Here is a 19,504-nt window from a genome sequence, read left to right on the forward strand (position 1 = left end):
GTATAGCACTGGCATGAGTTTTTTTAATACCCAATAAAAAAAAAATATGCAAAAATATAGAACATATTTATAGATAAGCAAGTTTATGTTTAGACACATTTCCTCAATTAAATTATTCTTAGTTCTATTAAACATATTGGAGGATTATTTAATGAAGAAAGCATGTATAACAATTCTATTTTTAGTTCTTTTATCGCTTCCCTTGTCAAATGTCTTTGCAGCTGAAGTAGAGTATTCAGAAAATTTAATTCCCAAAATGACATCTAACACTTTGCCATCTGGAGTAGCTAGTGCGAGCAATGAATTTTCATACGCATATAGATCTTTTGACGGAGATTTTGCTACTATCTCTAGTGCTTGGGGATCTAATGAAACTACTGCATGGTTAAGATATGACTTTCTTAAACCTGAAGTTATTGAACAATACGTTATATATCCACAGACAACGGCAACCGACCGAGCTCCTAAAGATTGGACTTTTGAAGGCTCAAATGATGGGATTACTTGGAACGTGCTAGACACTCAATCAAATATCACTGAATGGGTAGATAGCACTCCAAAAAAATTCACTTTTTCTAACTCTAATTCATACAAGGACTATAGAATTAATATTACAGCGAACAATGGAAGTCAGTATATAACTCTTGGCGAATTAGAGATGATGTCTAAAGTATCAAGTTCCACTCCTAACCCAGGAACAGAGGAACCGACTCCAAACGGGGACCGTGCAATCCTTGTTGTCACCATGACAACTGGCTTGGAGAAAGAATTCGATTTGAGTATGCAAGAGGTCAATGACTTTATTGCATGGTACGAAGGCAAACAAGCTGGTTCTGGATCAGCATCCTATGCAATCAATAAACATGATAACAATAAAGGTCCATTCAGTAGCCGTAAGGACTACATGTTGTATGATCGTATCCTAATGTTTGAAGTAAGTGAATACTCTAAATAAATTAAAAGCTCTGCCGACCCATTAAGGTTAGCAGAGCTTTTTAATGTTATCACTTCATTGCACTGGTTTGGCGGTAATCTCTATATATCTCCGTTAGTCCCAAGACTTCTTCCATTGTCAGGTTATTACGAAGGTGATTCAGCGCTTCGGCGATATACAATGCTACCACTATTTGCTTTTGTTCATCAGTTCGTGGCCGTTCCTCTTGTAATTTGTCTTGTATGTTCCTGCGATGTATTTCTAGGAATCTTTCTAAATTCATAATCATCGCTCCTTTTTTGTTAAGCTGGATGGTTTTCGTTTTAGCCTATTCAAATAGTAAACCATGATCACGGAATTCAAATGTCTGGACTTTGTGACCAGGTAGTAATTCTGTTTCCTTGTAGAAAACTTCAAACTCAATTAGCAGGCAATCAGTGAATTTATCAAAAGTACATATGACCAGGAGAAGATCTTCTATTAATATTCACAAAATAGTCCAATCGGATTATACTTGACGCGACGGATACAGAGCAACCCCGACAGCATCGATGACACCCTATGGCTCAAGCGAGTGAGTGTTTTTTGCGTTTGGGGAAGTATACATATATGTCTAGCAGGAGGGAATATGAATAGGCGAATGGAATGAAGTAAACTGAAATTATATTCGAGACAGACATGCTATAATTGAATCCAATCAAGTATTAAAGTCCAGCATTAAGGAGAGATATTTTGGAGCAAATTAGAGGAATTGAAATTGTTGAAATGACATTCGATAACAAGGATGATTACGAATGCAAAGATCAACCTTTTATGGTCATAGGGAGACTTATCCCCAAACTAGAAAATGGCATATGGAGTTATCATGAAGAACTTTATGAGCAACCTTATGAGTCAAAATACCCGGAACACGAAGATCTTGATGAATATATTAATAGCAATGACAGTATTGCTTTCTTATACTATTCCGGAAGGAAATGCTTGGGACATATAAGACTGGGGACAGTAGAGGAAACTAAATTTGCTTCTATTGACAGGCTTATTGTATTAGAAAGTAGCAGAGGAAAAGGAATTGGAACTGCCTTGTTAAACAAGGCAAGAGAGTGGGCATTACAAAAAGGAATGCAGGGATTTACGCTTGAGACGCAGGATATTAATTTACTCGCTTGCCGATTTTATTTGAAAAATGGGTTTGATATTGGAGCAGTGGACACTATGCTTTATTCAAACTCAAAATACAAAGATGAAAATGCGGTATTTTTCTATTCAAAATTCTAATGCATCATGATAATTTAATGTATTGTATTTACAGAATCCCGTTGTGCAATCCGAAAGTATCGGTGAAACCCTACTAGCCAAAGCCAGTGGGGTACTTTTACGTTTAGTGAGATATTATTGTGGCTTTTGATTTAATTCCATCTGTTAATATGCTAATTATTCTCATCTATAGTTGGTGGAATGCTAGTATTTGAGACATGCGATGAGTTTTTTATTTCATTTCATGCGAAAAATTGAAAGTTTATATTAGTCGAATAATATATTGACATATGGTTAATTATGGTGAAAAATGAAGTATGTTTTTAAAAAATATGGAATATTCAAGCGAAGGGTGGCTATGGCATGAAGCATACACCTACGATTCGGGCGGAATTAGACAGATACCTGCAACAAGAAGGTTTGAGCATAGCGCAATTTGGGCATATCGCAGGCATTAATAGGGGAATAGTAAGTGCCATTGTGACAGGTAATAAGTCTATATCTGTTAATCAGCTTGACCTAATGACTGAGGCTATGGGTTTAACAGCGGGCTGCCTGAAAAGAATGGCATTGTTAATCGTTGCGAGTAGCTTTTTGTTTTTTATAACCGTACCCGCTCACAATCATGATCAGCTTATTCAGACCTTTGTACAAATAGGTGGATTCTAAAGTAAAAGAAAGCTCTGCTAACCTTAATGGGTCGGTAGAGCTTTAACTGTTCACGCCTCTTATAGTGTATCAAGGTAGTCTTTCTGGAATTTGATAAAATCTTGCACACTATCGTGATAGGTAAATCTACCGCCATTTTTATTAATAATCCAGTTGATCTTCTCGTCATTTAACAAGACTCCATACATGCAATGATGAAGCAGTTCAATTTGCTTTTCATCCCTAATTCGGATCAAGTGTTTTTCTTGTTCGTCAATCAGATACCATTTCGTTTCTGTTTCATCTACATCTGCATCCACATACAGTATTGATACCGATAAGGGGAACGGCCAGTCAAACCAATGTTCTCGCTTGTCTTCTCCATAACCTTCAAATGCCATGGTTATTTCCTCCTACTTGGATAATTTCCTGATTAGTTTAAATGGATCTAACGTGTTGCGATTGTACGCTTTATTGATAACTGTTTTTTTGGGAACTCGCAGCTACTCTCAGCCTTTGGCATCTGGGCACCAATGCGGTGAATGACCTGCCGTTTGAGGTTGGAGCGAACTGCGATGCGTCTGTTTAGGCTGGGTTAATGGGGGGATCGAACTGGTAATCCTGGTTCAAGAGAGAATTTTCGGTAATTTCTTTTGGCAATGACGACGTAGGCTTTTAGGAATACACACATTAAATTTACTGCTGTTCTTGTCTTATTCTACTGGCTCAGGAATATCGCCCCCATATTCTTTCCATGGCTTATCGTGCGCCATCGTAAACTTCTGCAAAAGTTTAGTGTAACTTTGGCAACTCTCTATTCCGCTATTGCTGCATAATAGTTGTGTCCGCTTTCGTCGTTCATTGTTCTGATCTGTATAGTATACGGAAACGCGGGTAACAGAAGAAGTTGAATGTTTTGTTACCTGATATCGAACGCTACAACCAACGAAGACGGATACGCTCTATATTGTAATCATGGAGGGCTGGGATGGTGACCAAAAGATCATTACATTTCCTCGTCTGAAAATAGGCATTATACGGAATTAAACCTCCAATGATCCAGAGTTTATTTTTTGTACTCAAAATATAATTTCCGCATAACACATCAGGAGGCTACATACATGTCATGTCAATAAGACTCGAAGGTAATGGATTATGGGACCCACTGGAAAATACTGTTGATAACGTTCGGTCTTATAAAATAGAAAAAATATTGTATATGTGGTTGGTGAAAATAGCTTCATTAAATTGGATTCAAGTACCAACACGTATGAGCAAAAGCAATGGATTTCCGAATTTACTTCCAAAGATAGAGAGATATTCAATAAATTAATGGAAAAGTAGAGGGGAGCATAAGCAAATATGGTAGAATTTTATTTCAACGGCAGCCATGGACAAGGAAATAAAGTCCCAGACTGCCGTAGCTTTTTTAAAGTTAACATTCATCGTTAGTTTGCTCAGGAAACGACCTTTAGAGCTACACCAATATATATTTTTAACTGGCTAGTTTCAGCCCTACAGCAGAGCTAAGGACCAACCCTATACACAAAATACGCATTAATCCGCGAGGCTCGTTATAAAAGATCATGCCGAGGATAGCACCTCCAGAAGCGCCAATTCCAGTCCATACAGCGTAAGCTGTTCCCATCGGGAGTGTTTGCATTGCCAACGACAAAAATATAAAACTTAGGCCAAAACCAGTAATCAAAAGAGTCAGCGATTTCCAATTGCGGGTCTGATTGAGCTTGTTTATAAGCAAAACCCCGATCATTTCAAAAATCCCCGCTAAGATCAAATACACCCAATTCATAGTCCATTTACCTCCTCTTTCTTCTTACTAAGCATTTTCAGACCAATCACTCCAATAAGTAGCAGCCCGATCAAAGCTACTTTCGAAACACTTATGTCTGCGCCAAACAATAGGATTTCAGCTACTACAGTTCCTGCCGTCCCTAGTCCGACAAATACAGCGTATACAGTTCCAACCGCTAATGAACGAGCCGCCTTGATCATCAAATAAAAGCTGATGTAAATAGCGACTACTGTACCACTCCATTCCCAAAAACTATCCGCATGCTTTAACCCACTAACCCAAGCAACCTCGAATATAGCCGCCACAATGACTGAAATCCATGTTTTGTTCATAACACACTCCTCCTTAAACTTTTTATTAAAAATTGGGCCATAAAAGAAAAAAGATAAAAGCCTGGGAAATAAACCGCACAATGCGTTTATCTCCCAGGCTTTTATCCCTCCGTGTCACAGCCATATGGCTGTGCGTTTTCTCTCGGACCAGACCAATCTTGTGATTGCGGAACCCTAGAAAACGTTTTTATTCAGTTATTGGCTAAAATTATACTACCACGCGATGTAACGTGAGTCAATTTACAATTCACCCACTAACTTGCCAGTTACTTTGACGCCGATGCCTAGTCTACAACTTCATTTTCACTGGATTCTCCTGGTTGGGTATATTTTCTGTTTAACTGAATGCCCGGTCACAGAGTCGTAGCTATACATATATTAAGGTGAAAACAATTAAAGGAGGGCTAAGCTATGAGTGGATGTGCAGGTGGTGTGTGGACTTCTACAGCGGCAATTTTGGTGCTCTATATCCTTTTGGTTATCATCCTTAAATCGTGCTGGGTTTAATATTGCGAAGAAAATTATATAGACCCCATCATTCAAGTTCAATGCCCTTATTTCTATAGTAATCTGCCCGAAATCAGATTAGATAACAAGCTCTGCCGACCGATTAAGGTCAGTAGAGCTTGTTTTATTTGAACATCTTCTCGACTAGCTTTAACAACTCAGATGCGCTATGATATCCACTTTATATTCTAGTTACAATTACCAAAGTATAGTGCAATCTAATATTTTAAAATGAGGGGTTAATTGATGTTGGGTATGTGGAAATTTAGTCACAGAATGCTGAGTCTTAAAATTAAAGTTGTCCATAAGATTTTAATTGGTACGATCGTTATGGGGATTGGAACTACAGTAGGCAGCGACCGAGCCGGATAAAGCACCTATTCTCATTGGTGCCTGCTCTAACGGAGAGGTTGCGTCCAATATTAATGAAAACGGGAATAAGAGTGGATATATTCAAAATAGGGGAAAAATGTTTCTGTGAACTAGCAATGCTTTCCTTCCCTAGCTCCTAGCAGGTCCTGCTAGTGTGGTGTTTTTTATTTACCAGTATGCCCTACCACAGAATGTATTTTTACATATATTAAAGTGACGACAGATAAAGGAGGTTAAAAGGCATGGGTGCATATGAAGGTAATGGCGGCGGCGGTGTATGGACTTCTACAGCGGCAATTCTAGTGCTCTTTATTCTCTTAGTTATCATCACTAAATCACTTTGGGTTTAATTTGTGAAAAGAACTGCTGGGTAATTTCACTTCACTCATGGATTGTAAAAGGTTGATCCCAATAAGCGCATAAACTATTTGGCAATAGCCACAGCATTCGCTGTTCTTTTGGTGGGTGCTCGCTGAATTTCTGCCATAATAGTTTTGCGCTTATTGGGTTTTGTCGGAAGGGAGAATGTCTCATTGAAGGGTTTATTAGCCTATACCGAATGCCTTTTCTTCAAGATCTTCTATAATTTCTAACGCAACAAAATATCCAAAAAATAATGTTAAAATATCCTCATATCGTTTTCCTGATCCTCTTGCTCTACTTAATATTATGTTTTGACTTTCTTGTATTTCTCTTTTATGGAGTGATCGAGAAACCACAGATGAATCGGGAGCGATCAGATCCACCATTAGAGTGGACAACTTTTTCTGAAACTCTTCAATTGGAAAGTCATTATTTTCTTTTGAGTACAGCTGCATAGTTTCAGGTGGATCTTTAAATGTAATCGGGTATTGAGTATTGAAGACACCTTCATTAGCTATTTTGTCAGCAATTAATTTACCGAAAACGATACCCGCTGCAAATGCTTGCCCAGGGATTCTTCCCATACCAAGAACACCATTAAATTGAGCTTCTCCAGTAGCAAAAACACGATTCAAGTTTATAACTTCAGCATTAGCATTGATTTCGATTCCTCCTGAAGAATAGTGCATTGTTGGTGTAATTTTGATTCTTTTATTTTTAACCACATTAGTGCTAAATCCATATTTTTTAAATCTTTCATTCAATATATTTTCATCAGCATGGCTCATATCCAAGTACATATCCTTTTTTTGCTTGATGCAATCGAGTTCAAAATGTAAAATCTCGTCAATCATTTCATGGTAATCATCTCGAGCAATGGCATCACAAATATACTCATCTTTTAATAGTTGAATTCCTTCCTCATCTACTATTTTCCCTTGACTTAAAGATACAACTCCGCCCAATAAAATTTGTCTTCCATTGTATATTGACCAAGGATGAGACATTACTGTAGACATTCCCTTTAATCTTGCACCTATTTTTTTAGCTAAGATAAGCGTTTCTCCAGTCGAACCTGGTGAATTATCATTGTAGTTAAATTGCCCCGCATATCCTCCCGTAGCTAATACCAAATAATTAGTATATATCCTGATAAATTGATCTAATTGGATGTCGTAAAATAATGCGATAATTCCATCATTATACTTTTCCAAATGAATCAAAATTTTATTACACAGCGGTTGTTCAATATGTTGTAACAAACAATTAATTAATTTCTTTCCTCCCTGTGATTTAATCAAACATTCAGGCATGATACCAAAGGATGTTTTCTCATAAGAGATTCCTAATTCCTCGAAAAAATTTATAACTATGTTGGAGTTTCTATATAGCGTTTCAATAACCGATCGATCTGCTCCACATTTATCAATCGTAAGATTAATAATATTATTAATATCATTCTCTGATGGAACACGTGTATTTGCGGCTGCAAGAAAGGAGTTGCTCTGTTTGGGCGCATTCTTTTTTGTTGTAATCGTGTACTTGATATTGTTTTTTGACAAATAATAAGCAACAGCAAGCCCCGAGATACCCGTACCAACAATCAAAATTGGAGTGTAGTGTTCTACGGATGTTACATTTCGTTCCATCATTCTATCTCCCTTTTTAAGATGCAGATATTATCTTAGGCTGAATCTCACAGTCCGTTTTCCACTTAGATATATATGTTTGTTACCGATGAAGAATGGAATCTAAGTGAAATATTTTTCCTAATTGTACAAATTTATTACTTATATTGTCAACTTCGTCTAAGAAGTAATTAGCCCGACTTTGAAGCAGGGATATTCAAACCAATCAATCTTTGATGGCACTAGCTTCTAGGACTGGAAGCTTCTAAATTTTCAAAAGGGCATATTATATTACCGGGAAGCCGCTTCGAAATATATTTCAGAACATATCTTAGAACATGAGAATATAGAAGGAACCATTATCAAAAAAATAGGGAAGCTGCTTTGTGATTTTAATACTGATTCCATTTGAAAAATATGAAATGGAGGGAATATTGTGCCACGAGCTTCGGTCATACTGCCAGTTTACAATAATGCAGCTTTTGTCTTGGAGGCAATACACAGTATTTTAGCTCAAACTTATACGGATTTTGAATTAATTGTTATTGATGATGGTTCGACAGATGGATCTACCTTTCTTATTTCACAAATATCAGACCCTAGAGTGATAAAAATCTTCCATAATACCAATCGAGGGTTGATCGCTTCTTTAAACGAAGGATTAAAAAAGGCCAATGGTGAATATATCGTTCGTATGGATAGCGATGATATTTCTACGCCAGATCGACTAGCTGTACAAACCGCATTTATGGATCAAAATCCATTGATTGATGTATGCGGTGCTGCTTTTACTTCATCTAGTGGGGGATCAATAAAGGTAAATCCGGCCAGTCATGACGAAATAAAAACATGGTTGTTATTTCATTGTTGTATCTGCCATCCTGCTATAATCATGCGCAATAGCATGATCCGTCGGCTTGGCATTCAATATGATAGTAATTATCCCCATGCCGAAGATTACGAGTTGTGGAACCGACTAGCTTTCCAAGTACAAATGGCGAACATCCCCATAAACGTATTGTATTATCGTCAACATAATGGACAAGTGTCCAATCAGCATAGAGCTATACAAGATGCTACTGCTCGGAGAATTCGTCAAAGACAGTTTAGTAAGTTAGGCTTGGAATTATCAGATGAAGAGAACCAGATTATGCTGGATATTCTTGAGTTTAAAATTAATCCCTACGATTATGATAGTTACACCAGAGCTTTAGGTTTTGCCAACTGGGTGCTGGACCAAAACAGTAAGTATTTAGTTTATAACCAGGAACTATTAAACATGGCGTTTTCACGGTGCATATCCCATATTCCTTATTAACAGAGAGTTAAGCAAGTGATCCGGTTGGAAAGAAGATACTCTAATAGCACAAGCTTTTGAAGTTTTTGCAAAAAGGTGATTAGGCTCTGCCGGTTTAGCTGGTTGAGCCTTTGTTTTGTTTGTCTGTATGCCCTGTCACAAAACGCAGCTATACATATATTAGAAGTACAACAATCGAAGGAGGTTAAAACCATGGGTGCATGTGAAGGCGGCTACAATATGTGGACTTCTACAGCGGCAATTTTGGTGCTTTTTATCCTCTTGGTTATAATTACTAAAGCATTTTGGATTTAATTTTATGAAAAAACTGTTAGGCAACACACTTCACTTTTTTTAGATGGTAAAAGTTGAACCCAATGGCGCATAGGTTATTTGGCAGTAGCCATAGTAATCTCTTCCTTTTGGTTAACTAAGTTTTTACAGCGTACTTAGGAGACCCTGCCATAATAGGTTGTTGTGCTTATTGGGTTCTGCTGTCAATGATCAGCATGGATTATACATTGAAATCTTACATTATTCGCATAATATATTGACATATGGTCAATTTTAGAGAAAAATAGACTACAACAATATAAAAATTTTGGAATTTTTATATGAAGGGTGGATATGGCATGAAGCATACACCTACGATTCGGGCGGAACTAGAAAGATACCTAAAACAAGAGGGTCTGAACCTAACGCAATTCGGGCATATTGCAGGCATTAATAGGGGAATAGTTAGTGGCATTGTAACAGGCAATAGTTCTATGTCTGTTAACCAAATTGATAGAATTACAGAGGCTATGGGTTTACCAGAAGGCTATTTTTACGACTTATATGTAGAAAACTATATCATCGACATTCCCCCCAATATGAGGAGAATCGAACCATTTTTGTATCGCTGTGCAGAGTTGGACAAGCTGGATGCGATCCGTCGAGTGGTGGGAGCTATCATGGACAATCTACTCTACTCACCCAAACTATTTGACATTGCAGAAGAATTATTAGCGCAGGAACGACATGATGCTGCACTATTGCTCTATGAGAGTGTAGCAGAAGTGGAGAAATATCAACATTCTGAACGTTTGGCCATCTGTCAATATCGGATTTTCACGATTCAGATTGATGACGATCAAAGCCGCAATCTTAGGGCAGCCATACTTTTTGAGCCTTATGTCGAGCGCCTAGACGAAATAGAACAACTTGATGCATTGAAGGACTTAGCTAATGTGTATAGGTCTTTGCGTAAATGGGATAAGGTTGATGAAATAGCGAGAAAAATGAGAGCTAAAGCGGAAATCCAATACACTTTGAAACATCACCAGAGCAGCCGAGAACGCACTGAGTCTACTAAGAAGCTAACTCGCCCCATGTTTGTGTACATTACCTATGCCGATTTATTGTGTGCAAGTGTCTGTGAAGCCCGAGGCGACTATCAACAAGCTTTACAATATACATACGCCTACACAGGTTTGGATTGGGTCAAAGAGACTGACGAAGATACCCAATACTGGATTAGCTTGTTTCAGCATTGGGCAGAAGGTAATACTTATGTTAATAAACTTATGTCCGGAAACACTAGTGTGCTTCTAGACTTTGTTGAATATATAGGAACAACCGCCAATGAAAGTGAGAAGCTCTCAAAGTTGTTGAACATTATTATAGTAGCTAACCGATACAATTTGGATATAGATGGTGTACTTACAAAATTTAAAATAGACATTGATGCCTCTACTCAACTCCCGACATCTACTGATATGTACACCCAACAAGTGGTACCTGACTATATTGCATTGTTTTGTTATGAAATGGCCTATTATAATTTAAATAGGAAGAAGTACAGTGATGGTTTTAAACAATTATTATGTGCAATGGTAAAAGCACATATACTAAACAATGAAACATATTTCATAAACTGTACAGGTCTCTTTGCACATTTCCAAGCATATGCGTCTCCAGAGACCAGAGAAGAGTATTTTAAACTATTAGAAAAGGTGTGGTTAGACAATGTTGAAAAAAATGGCACTGTTAATCGTTGCGAGTAGCTTTTTATTTTTTATAACTGGTCCCGTCCTGACGCAACATATTCAGATCCTTGTACAAATTGGAGGTGCTTAAGCACAAAACTCTGCTAGCCTTATGGTTAGCAGAGTTTTTTAGTTAAAGGAATTGTTACACTATGCGCCGAATGAGTCGCTGAAGTGATCAGTTTTGAAGCATACATATAAATATTTTGATGGCACAAAGTTATGACAAATTATATCTTCCTATGAAATGAGGTTTTTTAATGATTAATCATACCAATATTCTGAGAGGGGATACTCAATGAAGAAGTTCAAACCGATGTTGCTAGTCATGATTGCTGCTTTTCTAATGTTTGCTACAAGCGTTTCAGCTTCCAGCTACGTAACCACAACTAAGTGGAAAAACGAAACCTACGCCCAAAGTGACAGTATTCATACAAATGGTGGAAAAGTTAGATTGCGTGGTGGTTATACTGGTCTAGGTAAAGCTACAATAATGTTTATGTATTCTGTTGACGGCACATCTAGGTATGGCCCAATCGGTACATATAGTTTTGATACTTTTATGAGCGGGAGAACATTTACTGATTATGTCGACGTACCTAGTGGAGGTTATTTTTACGTAGTTATTACTGGTGATGAAACTGCAGAAGCATACGGGAGAATAGACGACAAACAATAGATTACTATAGAGAAATTAATATATTGTATGAAGCGACAAGAGTGACACAAGGCATACCGTAATCATAGTGAAGCTGGGGCCGTGACCCAAAAGATCGTGTTACGCCGCCTGGAGTGTAAATAGGTACTGTATGGAACACTGAGCCTCAGATTAAGCTGAGGCTTATTTTCATGTGTACCAATTTACGAACTTATCAGTGTGACTGATAACGCGTGGGCTATCAACGTTATAAAGAACGAAATCACAAAGCTGAATGGGTTCGCTGCTGCTTTTTGGTGACTCATTCCGTTCATTGATTTAGCAAATGATTGAAGATATGCTTGTATGTAGTGCGGGGTTGGCATTATTGATGATTATTGCTTCATTCATTGCCGTCTTATCCCTTCATCAATCATTTCTTATGGAAGGAATCCCTTCTGTTCCAGCAAATCCTCTGTGACCTTCCACAGTTTTTGCTGCATCTTGGGATCTCCTCCAGGTGAGACTGGTTGAATAGATTTCCCAGTTCCGACGTTAAAGTATCCACCTGTTTTTTTATGATATTCCGGATCTACAATTAATCGGGTGATGATATCTGCTCCTCTTCGCGGATCTCCAAGATGAAGGATTTTCAACAATCGTTCTAATAGAGGGGCAAACCAAAGTTCTCGTCCCAATCCGGTAACATTGAATCCTGGATTTAGTGCATTTACGCTGATTCCCGTATCCGACCATCGTCTTGCCAGTTCAGCAGTGAACATAATATTCAATAATTTGGTCTTTCCATAGATGGGCGATGAGCCACAAGCGGTAAAGGCAGTTGTATCCGTTAAATCCTCGGGGAGCTTCAAAACTCCATGGCGGCGTGAAGCTTCGGAGGCAACATTGACAACTCTGGCCTTGCCTACGTTCTGCAGGCACGGTTTTAGTGTATATGTTAACAGCCACGGCGATAAATAATTTATGGCAACCATTTCAGGAAACCCCTCGGGAGTGACGCGTTGCTCAAAAGCATGGATACCCGCATTGTTTAACAGCACATCAATATTAGAGTATGCGGCGGCTATCTCATCCCCGATTCGTTTAACATCCTTCAGTACCGATAAATCTCCATAAAAAAAGTCAACCTTCGCTGATGGGCTAACCAGCTCAATCTGTTTTCTTGTAGCTTCAGCACGTTCCCTACTCCTGGCAGTCAAAACAAGGTCAAAGCAGCCGCGTTTTCCCAATTCAACTGCGACTAGTTGTCCAAGACCACTGGTGGCACCTGTTATGACAACGGTAGTATTTTTAGACATTCGTCATTTCTCCTTCATGTGTTACAATTTTATTGGAGTAGCCAATTCGGTGAGTTAGTACATTTGGTTGACATATGTCCACTATAATAATTTGGTTGATATATGTCAATCAAATTCGACTTGTGGTTTTTTTAACGAGAGAAAGGTGATTGAAGATGAAATATAATGAAGTTAAAAATGAACCAAGGGAGAAATTGGAGATTGAGTTGGGCGAGCAGCTTAACGCACTTATCAGCGCTTCACACGCCCTGAATGTCAGAGCTGCTGCGAAATTTGACTCCTCCTTACAACCTGCCGCCTTCCATATTGTTCGTTGGCTGTATTCTTATGGCCCAACAAATGCCGCCACTTTAGCGGAATCAACTGCGATGGATCGAAGTTCAGTGAGTCGTCTTGTCAAACAGCTTGAGTCTTTGGGGTATTTGAACAGAGAGGCCTCCCGAAGTGATGGACGAGGAATTGTATTATCTCTTACTGAGCATGGACAGCAAAAATTAATTGATGCGCTTAAGGAGAAAGAGTCCGTTTTCTATGAACGAATTTCGGACTGGGAAGATGCTGAGCTTCATAATTTTAACCAAATGCTTAGGCAATTTAATGGACTCCATCGCCACGGAACACAACCTTAAGAAGTGACCCGCATGTAAACACTTGCAAACAATATCGTCACTTTAAGATATCGGCTTTTATTTTTTCATAAGCAGCTTGGATATAGAGTAGAAGTGGATAATGAAATCTACCCGAATGTGTATTTTTTATGTCAGACAAAGCTCCCCTTACTTTGACAATCAATAAGCAGTATGTTTATGGATGATGATAAATAGGAAGGAAAGGATGAAAATAATGAGTATGAAATTAGGAAGGAAAACTACTTTATGTTTCTCCACAATTGCTCTCTTATTTTCAGTTTTGTCCCCGCTATCAGCCTCGGCAGATGTAGCAAGCGTCACCCATGACACCTATACAAACTCTTTAAATCAGGAATTAGTTTCATCTCAATTAGTAATTTTTAAAGATGACACAGCATATACAGATGTATCTATTGTCGGGAAAAGAGTGAAATTTTCGATTAGTGGTTTAGAAAACCCGTTTAACACTAATTATTACAATCGATTAGTCTGGACTAGTACTGATGAAGAACCAAATATAAAAAATATTCTGACAGTAAAAGTTGCGCCAAAGACAGGGTCGCTTTACAGTTCCAGCAACTATGAAAACCTTTCACTGATAAAACAAAAAATCAACTCTGACTCACCTGTATATGGATGGATTCAACTAGAATCCAAAGAGTGGGTTAAAGCAGGATCAGCTATAATCAAATATTAGAATGTGTAGTATAAGTAAATACTATAAATAAGCGAAATCCCCGCCGACCAGCTAAGGTAGTGGGGATTTTTCAATATAAAATAAGACATCATCAACTATTGACAGAGTCTTTTAGAAAATTGTTGAAAGTGGTGCTCTTAAGAAGGGAAAAGTGTTTCGAAATCTGGAGAACCGCCATCCCTAAGCCAACGGGTAGGGCCTTCAAAACTTTCATTGAGTGTAGCGGTAGCATAATCTCCATTTGAGCCATACAAAGTAATAGAGATATTTTTTATTATTTGTACTTAATGTTATAAATGTGTAATGATTTTGTACATAGTTCAAAGAATATTCCTTACTTGTCTTTGTTTGTTACGATATGTTCATAAAAAGTTCACTTACATGAAAATTTGGTTGCAGCTAAAATAATCACATCCAAAAATGAAAGGTTGAATTAAATGCCAACAACTAAAAAGGAAAGCTTTTACTTTGGGGTTATTATGTGTTTTGGAATGGTCGTTATTATGACCTTCTATAATCTTTTGATTAACGGATTGATTGGAAAAATTAGCTTGATTACCATTGCTGTTGAATTTCTAATTGGATTTATTATAGCGCTCATTTTAGATTTATATATCGTGGGTCCTGTAGCAAAAAAAGTTGCTTTAAGTCTACCTTTTGATAAATCCAAAAAAATATTTTTAATTATCACGATTTCAACATGTATGGTGTTCGGAATGGCCTGTTCTATGTCTTTCTACGGTTTATTAACTTCAATTCTAAGTCAGGGTATTGGCGATCATTCATTATTTGAAGCCTATTTAGAAATTTTTATAAAGAACTTTGTTGTGGCCTATCCATTACAATTATTGGTTATGGGTCCTGTTGTTCGAGCCTTGTTTATAAAATTTATAAAGAAAAGCGGGCAAGTGGGACCTTATAAAAAAGTATTAAATTAAATAATAGAGCAAATCCATTGCAGCAATGTTAAGCTAATGAATGGTTTTACAGCTAGAAATGTTTAAGTTATGAAAATCGGATACAAGTTTGAGGAAGCTATAACTGGCGGGATTGGTAGTTTGGTGTATTATTTAACACAAAAAAAGCAGGAAGAATTCTTCCTGCTTTTTGCTTGAAAATAATTATTAACGTCTGCGTTGTCCATCATTCACGCTAAACAGATTAACAGCCAGTGCGTTACCTCTTGCACGCGCATTGGCTCTTTGGTTGGAACGGATGTTTAATCTTCTTCTTCTCAATTCACGGTTGCTGTGTCTTCTGCTCATAATATCACCTCCCTTCAAAGAAATGAAGGTACGGTTAAATCTTAATGATGTTTATGCTTACGCTTGGAAATTTTGATATTTAATGCGTTAGTTGCGAGTGCATTTCCGCTTCCTGTTTTAGCAGCTGCGGCTTGAAAGACTTTAACGACCAGATATCTGTTTTTCCCGATGCGATGCTTATACGTTTTAACTCTATTTCTGATCATCTGCATAACTCCTTTGCTTTAGGTCTGCTATATACATATGTCAATTGTGCTAGTAATGTATCAGCATAAATCTACTAAAGACAAAAAGAAGCTAGTACCTATGTTCCTAAATGTTTAACAAAAAAAGCTCATGCTAGCCTGCGTTCGCCTTCCCAACTTTACGTTATAGAGGAAGGCCACCGTAGGTTCATATGTGTCAAATTTCCATTTGTTTAGCTAATAAAAGTAAACAGTTTAAGATCAGAGTGGAACTATCTCGGATATGGGGCGGATATAATAGTAGAGACAATATAGGTTGCTGAAAAGGAAAGAATAGTTGGAGACACATACATAGTAAATATAACAAAAATATAAAACCGGCTCGCCTAGGCGGCCGGTTTTATATTCGTGGTAGTATAACGGGGAAGAAAGCACGATAAATCAGTGGAAGTCCCGGAAGAGTCCAACAACCTTGCCCAATATGCTGACGTGTGTCAGTCGAAGTGGCTCAAAGGCTGGATTTTCAGGTTGAAGCCGGATATGATCTTTTTCTTTGTAAAAGGTTTTAACTGTAGCCTCGTCTTCATCTGTCATAGCTACTACAATGTCTCCGTTATCAGCAGTCTGCTGCTGACGTACGATTACATAGTCTCCGTTAGCAATACCAGCTTCAATCATGCTTTCGCCTACAACAGATAACATGAATATTTTATCCTCACCAACAAAGTGTTGGGGAAGAGGAAAGTAATCTTCAATATTTTCTGTCGCCGTAATAGGAAGACCAGCGGTTACTTTGCCGACGACGGGAACACGACTAATGGAGTAATTAATCAAGTTGCTGTTATCCGATTCGTCTTGACCGAGTAATTCAATAGCCCGTGGTTTCGTAGGATCGCGGCGAATGAGTCCTTTTTTCTCCAAACGATCCAAATGACCGTGAACCGTAGAACTGGAGGCCAATCCGACTGCCTCGCCTATTTCGCGCACAGAAGGGGGGTATCCCTTTAGACGCACTTCATTGCGGATAAATTCAAGAATGGCCTGCTGGCGGCTCGAAATCTTAGACATACCGTATCAACCCCATTTAGTAACGTTTGGGAAAATTATAGCATAGAACCTCCGTTCGTACAAACATAAGTTCTAAATAATCCCTAAAAATATTCACGAACTTTTGTTCTCTTTTCTATTGAACAAAACAAACGTTCGTGTTATATTGTGAAAAACATAAGAACAAACGTTTGGAGGACGCGGCCAATTATGAAATATAGCACTTATCAAAGTATTTTTCCGATGAATTTAGAGAATTTACAGGAGACCCGAAAAGAGGGTAAGGTACGTTTGTTACAGGCTCTTACCAATACTCTTTTACTCAAGCTTCTTATTCTAGTAATTATCGTTTGGGTTGCAGGGGCAGGTGTACTTACGGTTTTTGCAGCACCTCCAGTTTCCAATGAAGAAATGATTAAGCTGACTGTACAACCTGGAGATACGTTATGGAAGATTGCCGTGAATCATAAACCGAAACGAATGGATACACGGGTATATATTGAAGGAATTGTACGTATTAACGATTTGGAGGATCGGGGGGTGCAGGCAGGTCAGGTACTTAAGCTCCCACCCTTCTGATCTATAAGACTATAGAGCTTGTCAAGGAGCGCAATGAGGGAGCCTTGACAAGCTCTTTTCTACATGTCAAAGTGTATTATATCTTTGCTTTTATGGAGGGGACACAATTTGGATATAGACAGTTTGGTACAGCGCATTAATGAATTAGCGCGCAAAGCAAAAGCCGAAGGATTGACGGAAGAGGAAACCACGGAGCGCGCCAACCTTCGGGAAATTTATTTGGGCAACATTCGCCGTAATTTTCGGCAGCAACTTGAAACCATTGAATTTGTGGACGATGATACGTCGAAGGGAAATGGCGGGCTGAAGCATTAATGTTGCTAAAGCCTGCATCATTTGCCTTTTGTTATTAGGTATCTTTCTTGGTATCTATATAGATCAGCTTTAAGGCAATTGTTTTAATGTAATATTTATTGGGAAGGGAATTGAGAGATGGCCCGATCATTTGAAAGAAAAGTACGTAAAAACACAGCGCATTTAAATAAAACGCGCAAGAAACAAGGCATTCAAACCATTAACGGCGCAGGTTCAGCAATGGACATTTTCCGTGGCCGTAATATTACTGTGCCAATCATGCTGGCTGGTCTTGCTGTATTGTACATGCTTATGAGTTACTTTTTGACTAAGACCGGCATGCGGGGAATGGATTGGCTGGTATTTGGCTTGTACTTGATGCTGGCTGTTATCTTCTTCATTCGCCGTCCTTATTTAAAAGTGGGAAAAGATACCCTTTATATGTTAAAAGGTGGCAGAGAACGGCCGATGACGGCAGGGGACATGAAAGCCATCAAAATTGAAAAGGGTTACGTTACCGTTGAAAGAAAAGGGAAGGGCGGTAATTTTATTTTCACAAAATCACTGGGACGCTATGATACAAATGCCATCGCAGAGCGCCTTGAAAAATTTGCACTATCCAATCAGATACAGGTAGATAAGAAATAACCGATTTAGCCTGTAGCTCTGTAAGTAAGGCCGTATGATGTTATTTTTCATATAACATGGTGCGGCCACTTGCTTAATATGGGCACACATAATGATCTGATTCGTGACCAAACAGACAAGCTTACATATACAGTGGAAAGAGAGTGGATAATTCGTATGACGATTCAGGCGATAATGTTTGATCTTGATGATACCCTTCTGTGGGATGAACGTAGTGTAGAAGAGGCATTTGATGCAGCATGTCAAACAGGCTCCCGAGAAACAGGCGCTGATCCGAAAACGCTGGAAGAAGCCGTACGCAAGGAAGCGCGCGCTTTGTATGAATCCTATGAAACCTTTAGTTTTACTCAAATGATTGGCATTAATCCGTTTGAAGGACTGTGGGCGAATTTTACAGCAGGTGAGCAACCTGAATTCCGCCAATTGGAACAGTTGGCTCCTGTTTATCGTAAGGAATCATGGCGCAGAGGGCTTCAGCAACTGGGGATAGATAATGAGGAGTTGGCGGAAAAGTTGGCTGCCCAATTTGCTTCGGAAAGACGTGCACGTCCACATGTATATGAAGAAACGTTTGAAATTCTGGATCAATTGAAGGGACAATACAAGCTGCTATTGCTGACAAATGGTTCCCCTGATCTACAACAGGAGAAGCTGGATGGAGTTCCTCAATTGGCTCCTTTTTTTGATCATGTTGTCATTTCAGGTTCTTTTGGTCGGGGCAAGCCTGATCCTTCTATATTCCAGCATGCTTTGGGACTTCTAGGAATTGAACCTGGACAAGCTTTAATGGTAGGAGATAAGCTGACGACTGATATTCAAGGGGCTTTGTCAGCTGGTGTACATTCGGTGTGGTTGAATCGGAACGATAAAACCAATACTACAGAGATCAAGCCGAAGTTCCAAATCAAGCATTTGTCTGAGTTGCATGGAATTATTCAATCTTTAAAGTAAATAATCTACAGTCTTCTAAACAAGTATAAAGAAAACTCCCTTCGCTCGATATGCTACAGAGCAGAGGGAGTTTTC

The 19,504-nt window shown here is 38.5% G+C and carries 25 protein-coding genes, 1 pseudogene and 1 riboswitch; of the genes and pseudogenes, 17 read left to right on the forward strand and 9 right to left on the reverse strand.

Going from position 1 to position 19,504, the window contains the following annotated elements; all coding sequences use genetic code 11:
- Positions 1-151 precede the first annotated feature (151 nt).
- On the forward strand, positions 152-955 hold the full coding sequence (locus MMB75_RS05580; protein ID WP_045244480.1) for a discoidin domain-containing protein: 804 nt from the start codon (positions 152-154) through the stop codon (positions 953-955).
- Between the two features lie 49 nt (positions 956-1,004).
- Here the strand turns inward: MMB75_RS05580 and MMB75_RS05585 are convergent, their stop codons facing one another.
- Positions 1,005-1,217: a hypothetical protein gene (locus tag MMB75_RS05585; protein ID WP_017427690.1), complete on the reverse strand. Its 213-nt coding sequence runs from the start codon at positions 1,215-1,217 to the stop codon at positions 1,005-1,007.
- Between the two features lie 449 nt (positions 1,218-1,666).
- Here MMB75_RS05585 and MMB75_RS05590 point away from each other — a divergent pair, with 449 nt between their 5' ends.
- Together MMB75_RS05590 and MMB75_RS05595 are read left to right on the forward strand one after the other, a co-directional pair.
- The gene (locus MMB75_RS05590) at positions 1,667-2,212 is read left to right on the forward strand and encodes a GNAT family N-acetyltransferase (protein WP_017427691.1); all 546 of its coding nucleotides are present in this window, start codon (positions 1,667-1,669) and stop codon (positions 2,210-2,212) included.
- Positions 2,213-2,554: 342 nt separating this feature from the next.
- Positions 2,555-2,743, forward strand: a pseudogene (locus MMB75_RS05595) (helix-turn-helix domain-containing protein); the annotation flags it as partial.
- A gap of 176 nt (positions 2,744-2,919) precedes the next feature.
- Here MMB75_RS05595 and MMB75_RS05600 read toward each other — a convergent pair.
- The 3 genes from MMB75_RS05600 to MMB75_RS05610 form a co-directional block, all read right to left on the reverse strand.
- On the reverse strand, positions 2,920-3,240 hold the full coding sequence (locus MMB75_RS05600; RefSeq protein ID WP_016821966.1) for a hypothetical protein: 321 nt from the start codon (positions 3,238-3,240) through the stop codon (positions 2,920-2,922).
- Between the two features lie 1,094 nt (positions 3,241-4,334).
- The gene (locus MMB75_RS05605) at positions 4,335-4,649 is read right to left on the reverse strand and encodes a DMT family transporter (RefSeq protein ID WP_103042478.1); all 315 of its coding nucleotides are present in this window, start codon (positions 4,647-4,649) and stop codon (positions 4,335-4,337) included.
- On the reverse strand, positions 4,646-4,984 hold the full coding sequence (locus tag MMB75_RS05610) for a DMT family transporter (protein ID WP_103042477.1): 339 nt from the start codon (positions 4,982-4,984) through the stop codon (positions 4,646-4,648). The genes MMB75_RS05605 and MMB75_RS05610 overlap by 4 nt, the downstream gene beginning before the upstream one ends.
- Before the next feature lie 88 nt (positions 4,985-5,072).
- Positions 5,073-5,173, reverse strand: a riboswitch (guanidine-I (ykkC/yxkD leader).
- 222 nt (positions 5,174-5,395) lie between these two features.
- Here MMB75_RS05610 and MMB75_RS05615 point away from each other — a divergent pair.
- From MMB75_RS05615 to MMB75_RS05625, 3 genes are all read left to right on the forward strand, one after another.
- Positions 5,396-5,491 carry a hypothetical protein gene (locus tag MMB75_RS05615; protein ID WP_016821962.1) on the forward strand — a complete coding sequence of 32 codons (96 nt, stop codon included), beginning with the start codon at positions 5,396-5,398 and terminating at the stop codon, positions 5,489-5,491.
- A 246-nt stretch (positions 5,492-5,737) separates the two neighbouring features.
- Positions 5,738-5,863 (forward strand): hypothetical protein, encoded by a 126-nt coding sequence (locus MMB75_RS05620; RefSeq protein ID WP_257125939.1) that lies wholly within the window; start codon positions 5,738-5,740, stop codon positions 5,861-5,863.
- A gap of 242 nt (positions 5,864-6,105) precedes the next feature.
- Positions 6,106-6,213 carry a hypothetical protein gene (locus MMB75_RS05625; RefSeq protein ID WP_016821960.1) on the forward strand — a complete coding sequence of 36 codons (108 nt, stop codon included), beginning with the start codon at positions 6,106-6,108 and terminating at the stop codon, positions 6,211-6,213.
- 195 nt (positions 6,214-6,408) lie between these two features.
- On the opposite strand, the gene MMB75_RS05630 is transcribed toward MMB75_RS05625, so the two are convergent.
- The gene (locus MMB75_RS05630; RefSeq protein WP_260846302.1) at positions 6,409-7,878 is read right to left on the reverse strand and encodes an FAD-binding protein; all 1,470 of its coding nucleotides are present in this window, start codon (positions 7,876-7,878) and stop codon (positions 6,409-6,411) included.
- Between the two features lie 412 nt (positions 7,879-8,290).
- Here MMB75_RS05630 and MMB75_RS05635 point away from each other — a divergent pair, with 412 nt between their 5' ends.
- From MMB75_RS05635 to MMB75_RS05650, 4 genes are all read left to right on the forward strand, one after another.
- On the forward strand, positions 8,291-9,172 hold the full coding sequence (locus MMB75_RS05635; protein ID WP_103042475.1) for a glycosyltransferase family 2 protein: 882 nt from the start codon (positions 8,291-8,293) through the stop codon (positions 9,170-9,172).
- 192 nt (positions 9,173-9,364) lie between these two features.
- Positions 9,365-9,466, forward strand: coding sequence for a hypothetical protein (locus tag MMB75_RS05640; RefSeq protein ID WP_016821957.1), 102 nt, complete (start codon positions 9,365-9,367; stop codon positions 9,464-9,466).
- A 317-nt stretch (positions 9,467-9,783) separates the two neighbouring features.
- Positions 9,784-11,196, forward strand: a complete 1,413-nt coding sequence (locus tag MMB75_RS05645; RefSeq protein WP_017427696.1) for a helix-turn-helix transcriptional regulator — start codon at positions 9,784-9,786, stop codon at positions 11,194-11,196.
- Positions 11,197-11,476: 280 nt separating this feature from the next.
- On the forward strand, positions 11,477-11,857 hold the full coding sequence (locus MMB75_RS05650; protein WP_025365046.1) for a hypothetical protein: 381 nt from the start codon (positions 11,477-11,479) through the stop codon (positions 11,855-11,857).
- 398 nt (positions 11,858-12,255) lie between these two features.
- Here the strand turns inward: MMB75_RS05650 and MMB75_RS05655 are convergent, their stop codons facing one another.
- Positions 12,256-13,134, reverse strand: coding sequence for an SDR family NAD(P)-dependent oxidoreductase (locus tag MMB75_RS05655; RefSeq protein ID WP_045244482.1), 879 nt, complete (start codon positions 13,132-13,134; stop codon positions 12,256-12,258).
- Positions 13,135-13,289: 155 nt separating this feature from the next.
- On the opposite strand from MMB75_RS05655, the gene MMB75_RS05660 reads away from it, so the two are divergent.
- From MMB75_RS05660 to MMB75_RS05670, 3 genes are all read left to right on the forward strand, one after another.
- Complete coding sequence (locus tag MMB75_RS05660; protein WP_016821954.1) at positions 13,290-13,763, forward strand: MarR family winged helix-turn-helix transcriptional regulator; 474 nt, start codon at positions 13,290-13,292, stop codon at positions 13,761-13,763.
- Between the two features lie 214 nt (positions 13,764-13,977).
- Positions 13,978-14,460 (forward strand): hypothetical protein, encoded by a 483-nt coding sequence (locus MMB75_RS05665; protein WP_228552592.1) that lies wholly within the window; start codon positions 13,978-13,980, stop codon positions 14,458-14,460.
- A 437-nt stretch (positions 14,461-14,897) separates the two neighbouring features.
- Positions 14,898-15,398, forward strand: coding sequence for a DUF2798 domain-containing protein (locus tag MMB75_RS05670; RefSeq protein WP_016821952.1), 501 nt, complete (start codon positions 14,898-14,900; stop codon positions 15,396-15,398).
- 186 nt (positions 15,399-15,584) lie between these two features.
- Here MMB75_RS05670 and MMB75_RS05675 read toward each other — a convergent pair whose 3' ends face one another.
- From MMB75_RS05675 to lexA, 3 genes are all read right to left on the reverse strand, one after another.
- Positions 15,585-15,725, reverse strand: a complete 141-nt coding sequence (locus tag MMB75_RS05675) for a hypothetical protein (RefSeq protein ID WP_162835279.1) — start codon at positions 15,723-15,725, stop codon at positions 15,585-15,587.
- A gap of 41 nt (positions 15,726-15,766) precedes the next feature.
- Complete coding sequence (locus tag MMB75_RS05680; protein ID WP_016821950.1) at positions 15,767-15,931, reverse strand: hypothetical protein; 165 nt, start codon at positions 15,929-15,931, stop codon at positions 15,767-15,769.
- Positions 15,932-16,351: 420 nt separating this feature from the next.
- Entirely contained in the window at positions 16,352-16,978 is a 627-nt protein-coding gene (lexA, locus tag MMB75_RS05685; RefSeq protein WP_013310545.1) for a transcriptional repressor LexA, read from the reverse strand.
- 189 nt (positions 16,979-17,167) lie between these two features.
- On the opposite strand from lexA, the gene MMB75_RS05690 reads away from it, so the two are divergent.
- The 4 genes from MMB75_RS05690 (at position 17,168) to MMB75_RS05705 (ending at position 19,429) form a co-directional block, all read left to right on the forward strand.
- Positions 17,168-17,536: a LysM peptidoglycan-binding domain-containing protein gene (locus tag MMB75_RS05690; protein WP_045244483.1), complete on the forward strand. Its 369-nt coding sequence runs from the start codon at positions 17,168-17,170 to the stop codon at positions 17,534-17,536.
- A 108-nt stretch (positions 17,537-17,644) separates the two neighbouring features.
- Positions 17,645-17,851 carry a DUF896 domain-containing protein gene (locus tag MMB75_RS05695; RefSeq protein ID WP_016821948.1) on the forward strand — a complete coding sequence of 69 codons (207 nt, stop codon included), beginning with the start codon at positions 17,645-17,647 and terminating at the stop codon, positions 17,849-17,851.
- A 117-nt stretch (positions 17,852-17,968) separates the two neighbouring features.
- Positions 17,969-18,478: a hypothetical protein gene (locus MMB75_RS05700; protein ID WP_045244484.1), complete on the forward strand. Its 510-nt coding sequence runs from the start codon at positions 17,969-17,971 to the stop codon at positions 18,476-18,478.
- Between the two features lie 156 nt (positions 18,479-18,634).
- A complete protein-coding gene (locus MMB75_RS05705; protein ID WP_180986866.1) occupies positions 18,635-19,429 on the forward strand; it encodes an HAD family hydrolase in 795 nt (264 codons plus the stop codon).
- The last annotated feature ends 75 nt before the right edge of the window (positions 19,430-19,504 follow it).

The organism is Paenibacillus sp. P2(2022), assembly GCF_029522175.1.
Classification (GTDB): Bacteria; Bacillota; Bacilli; order Paenibacillales; family Paenibacillaceae; genus Paenibacillus; species Paenibacillus polymyxa.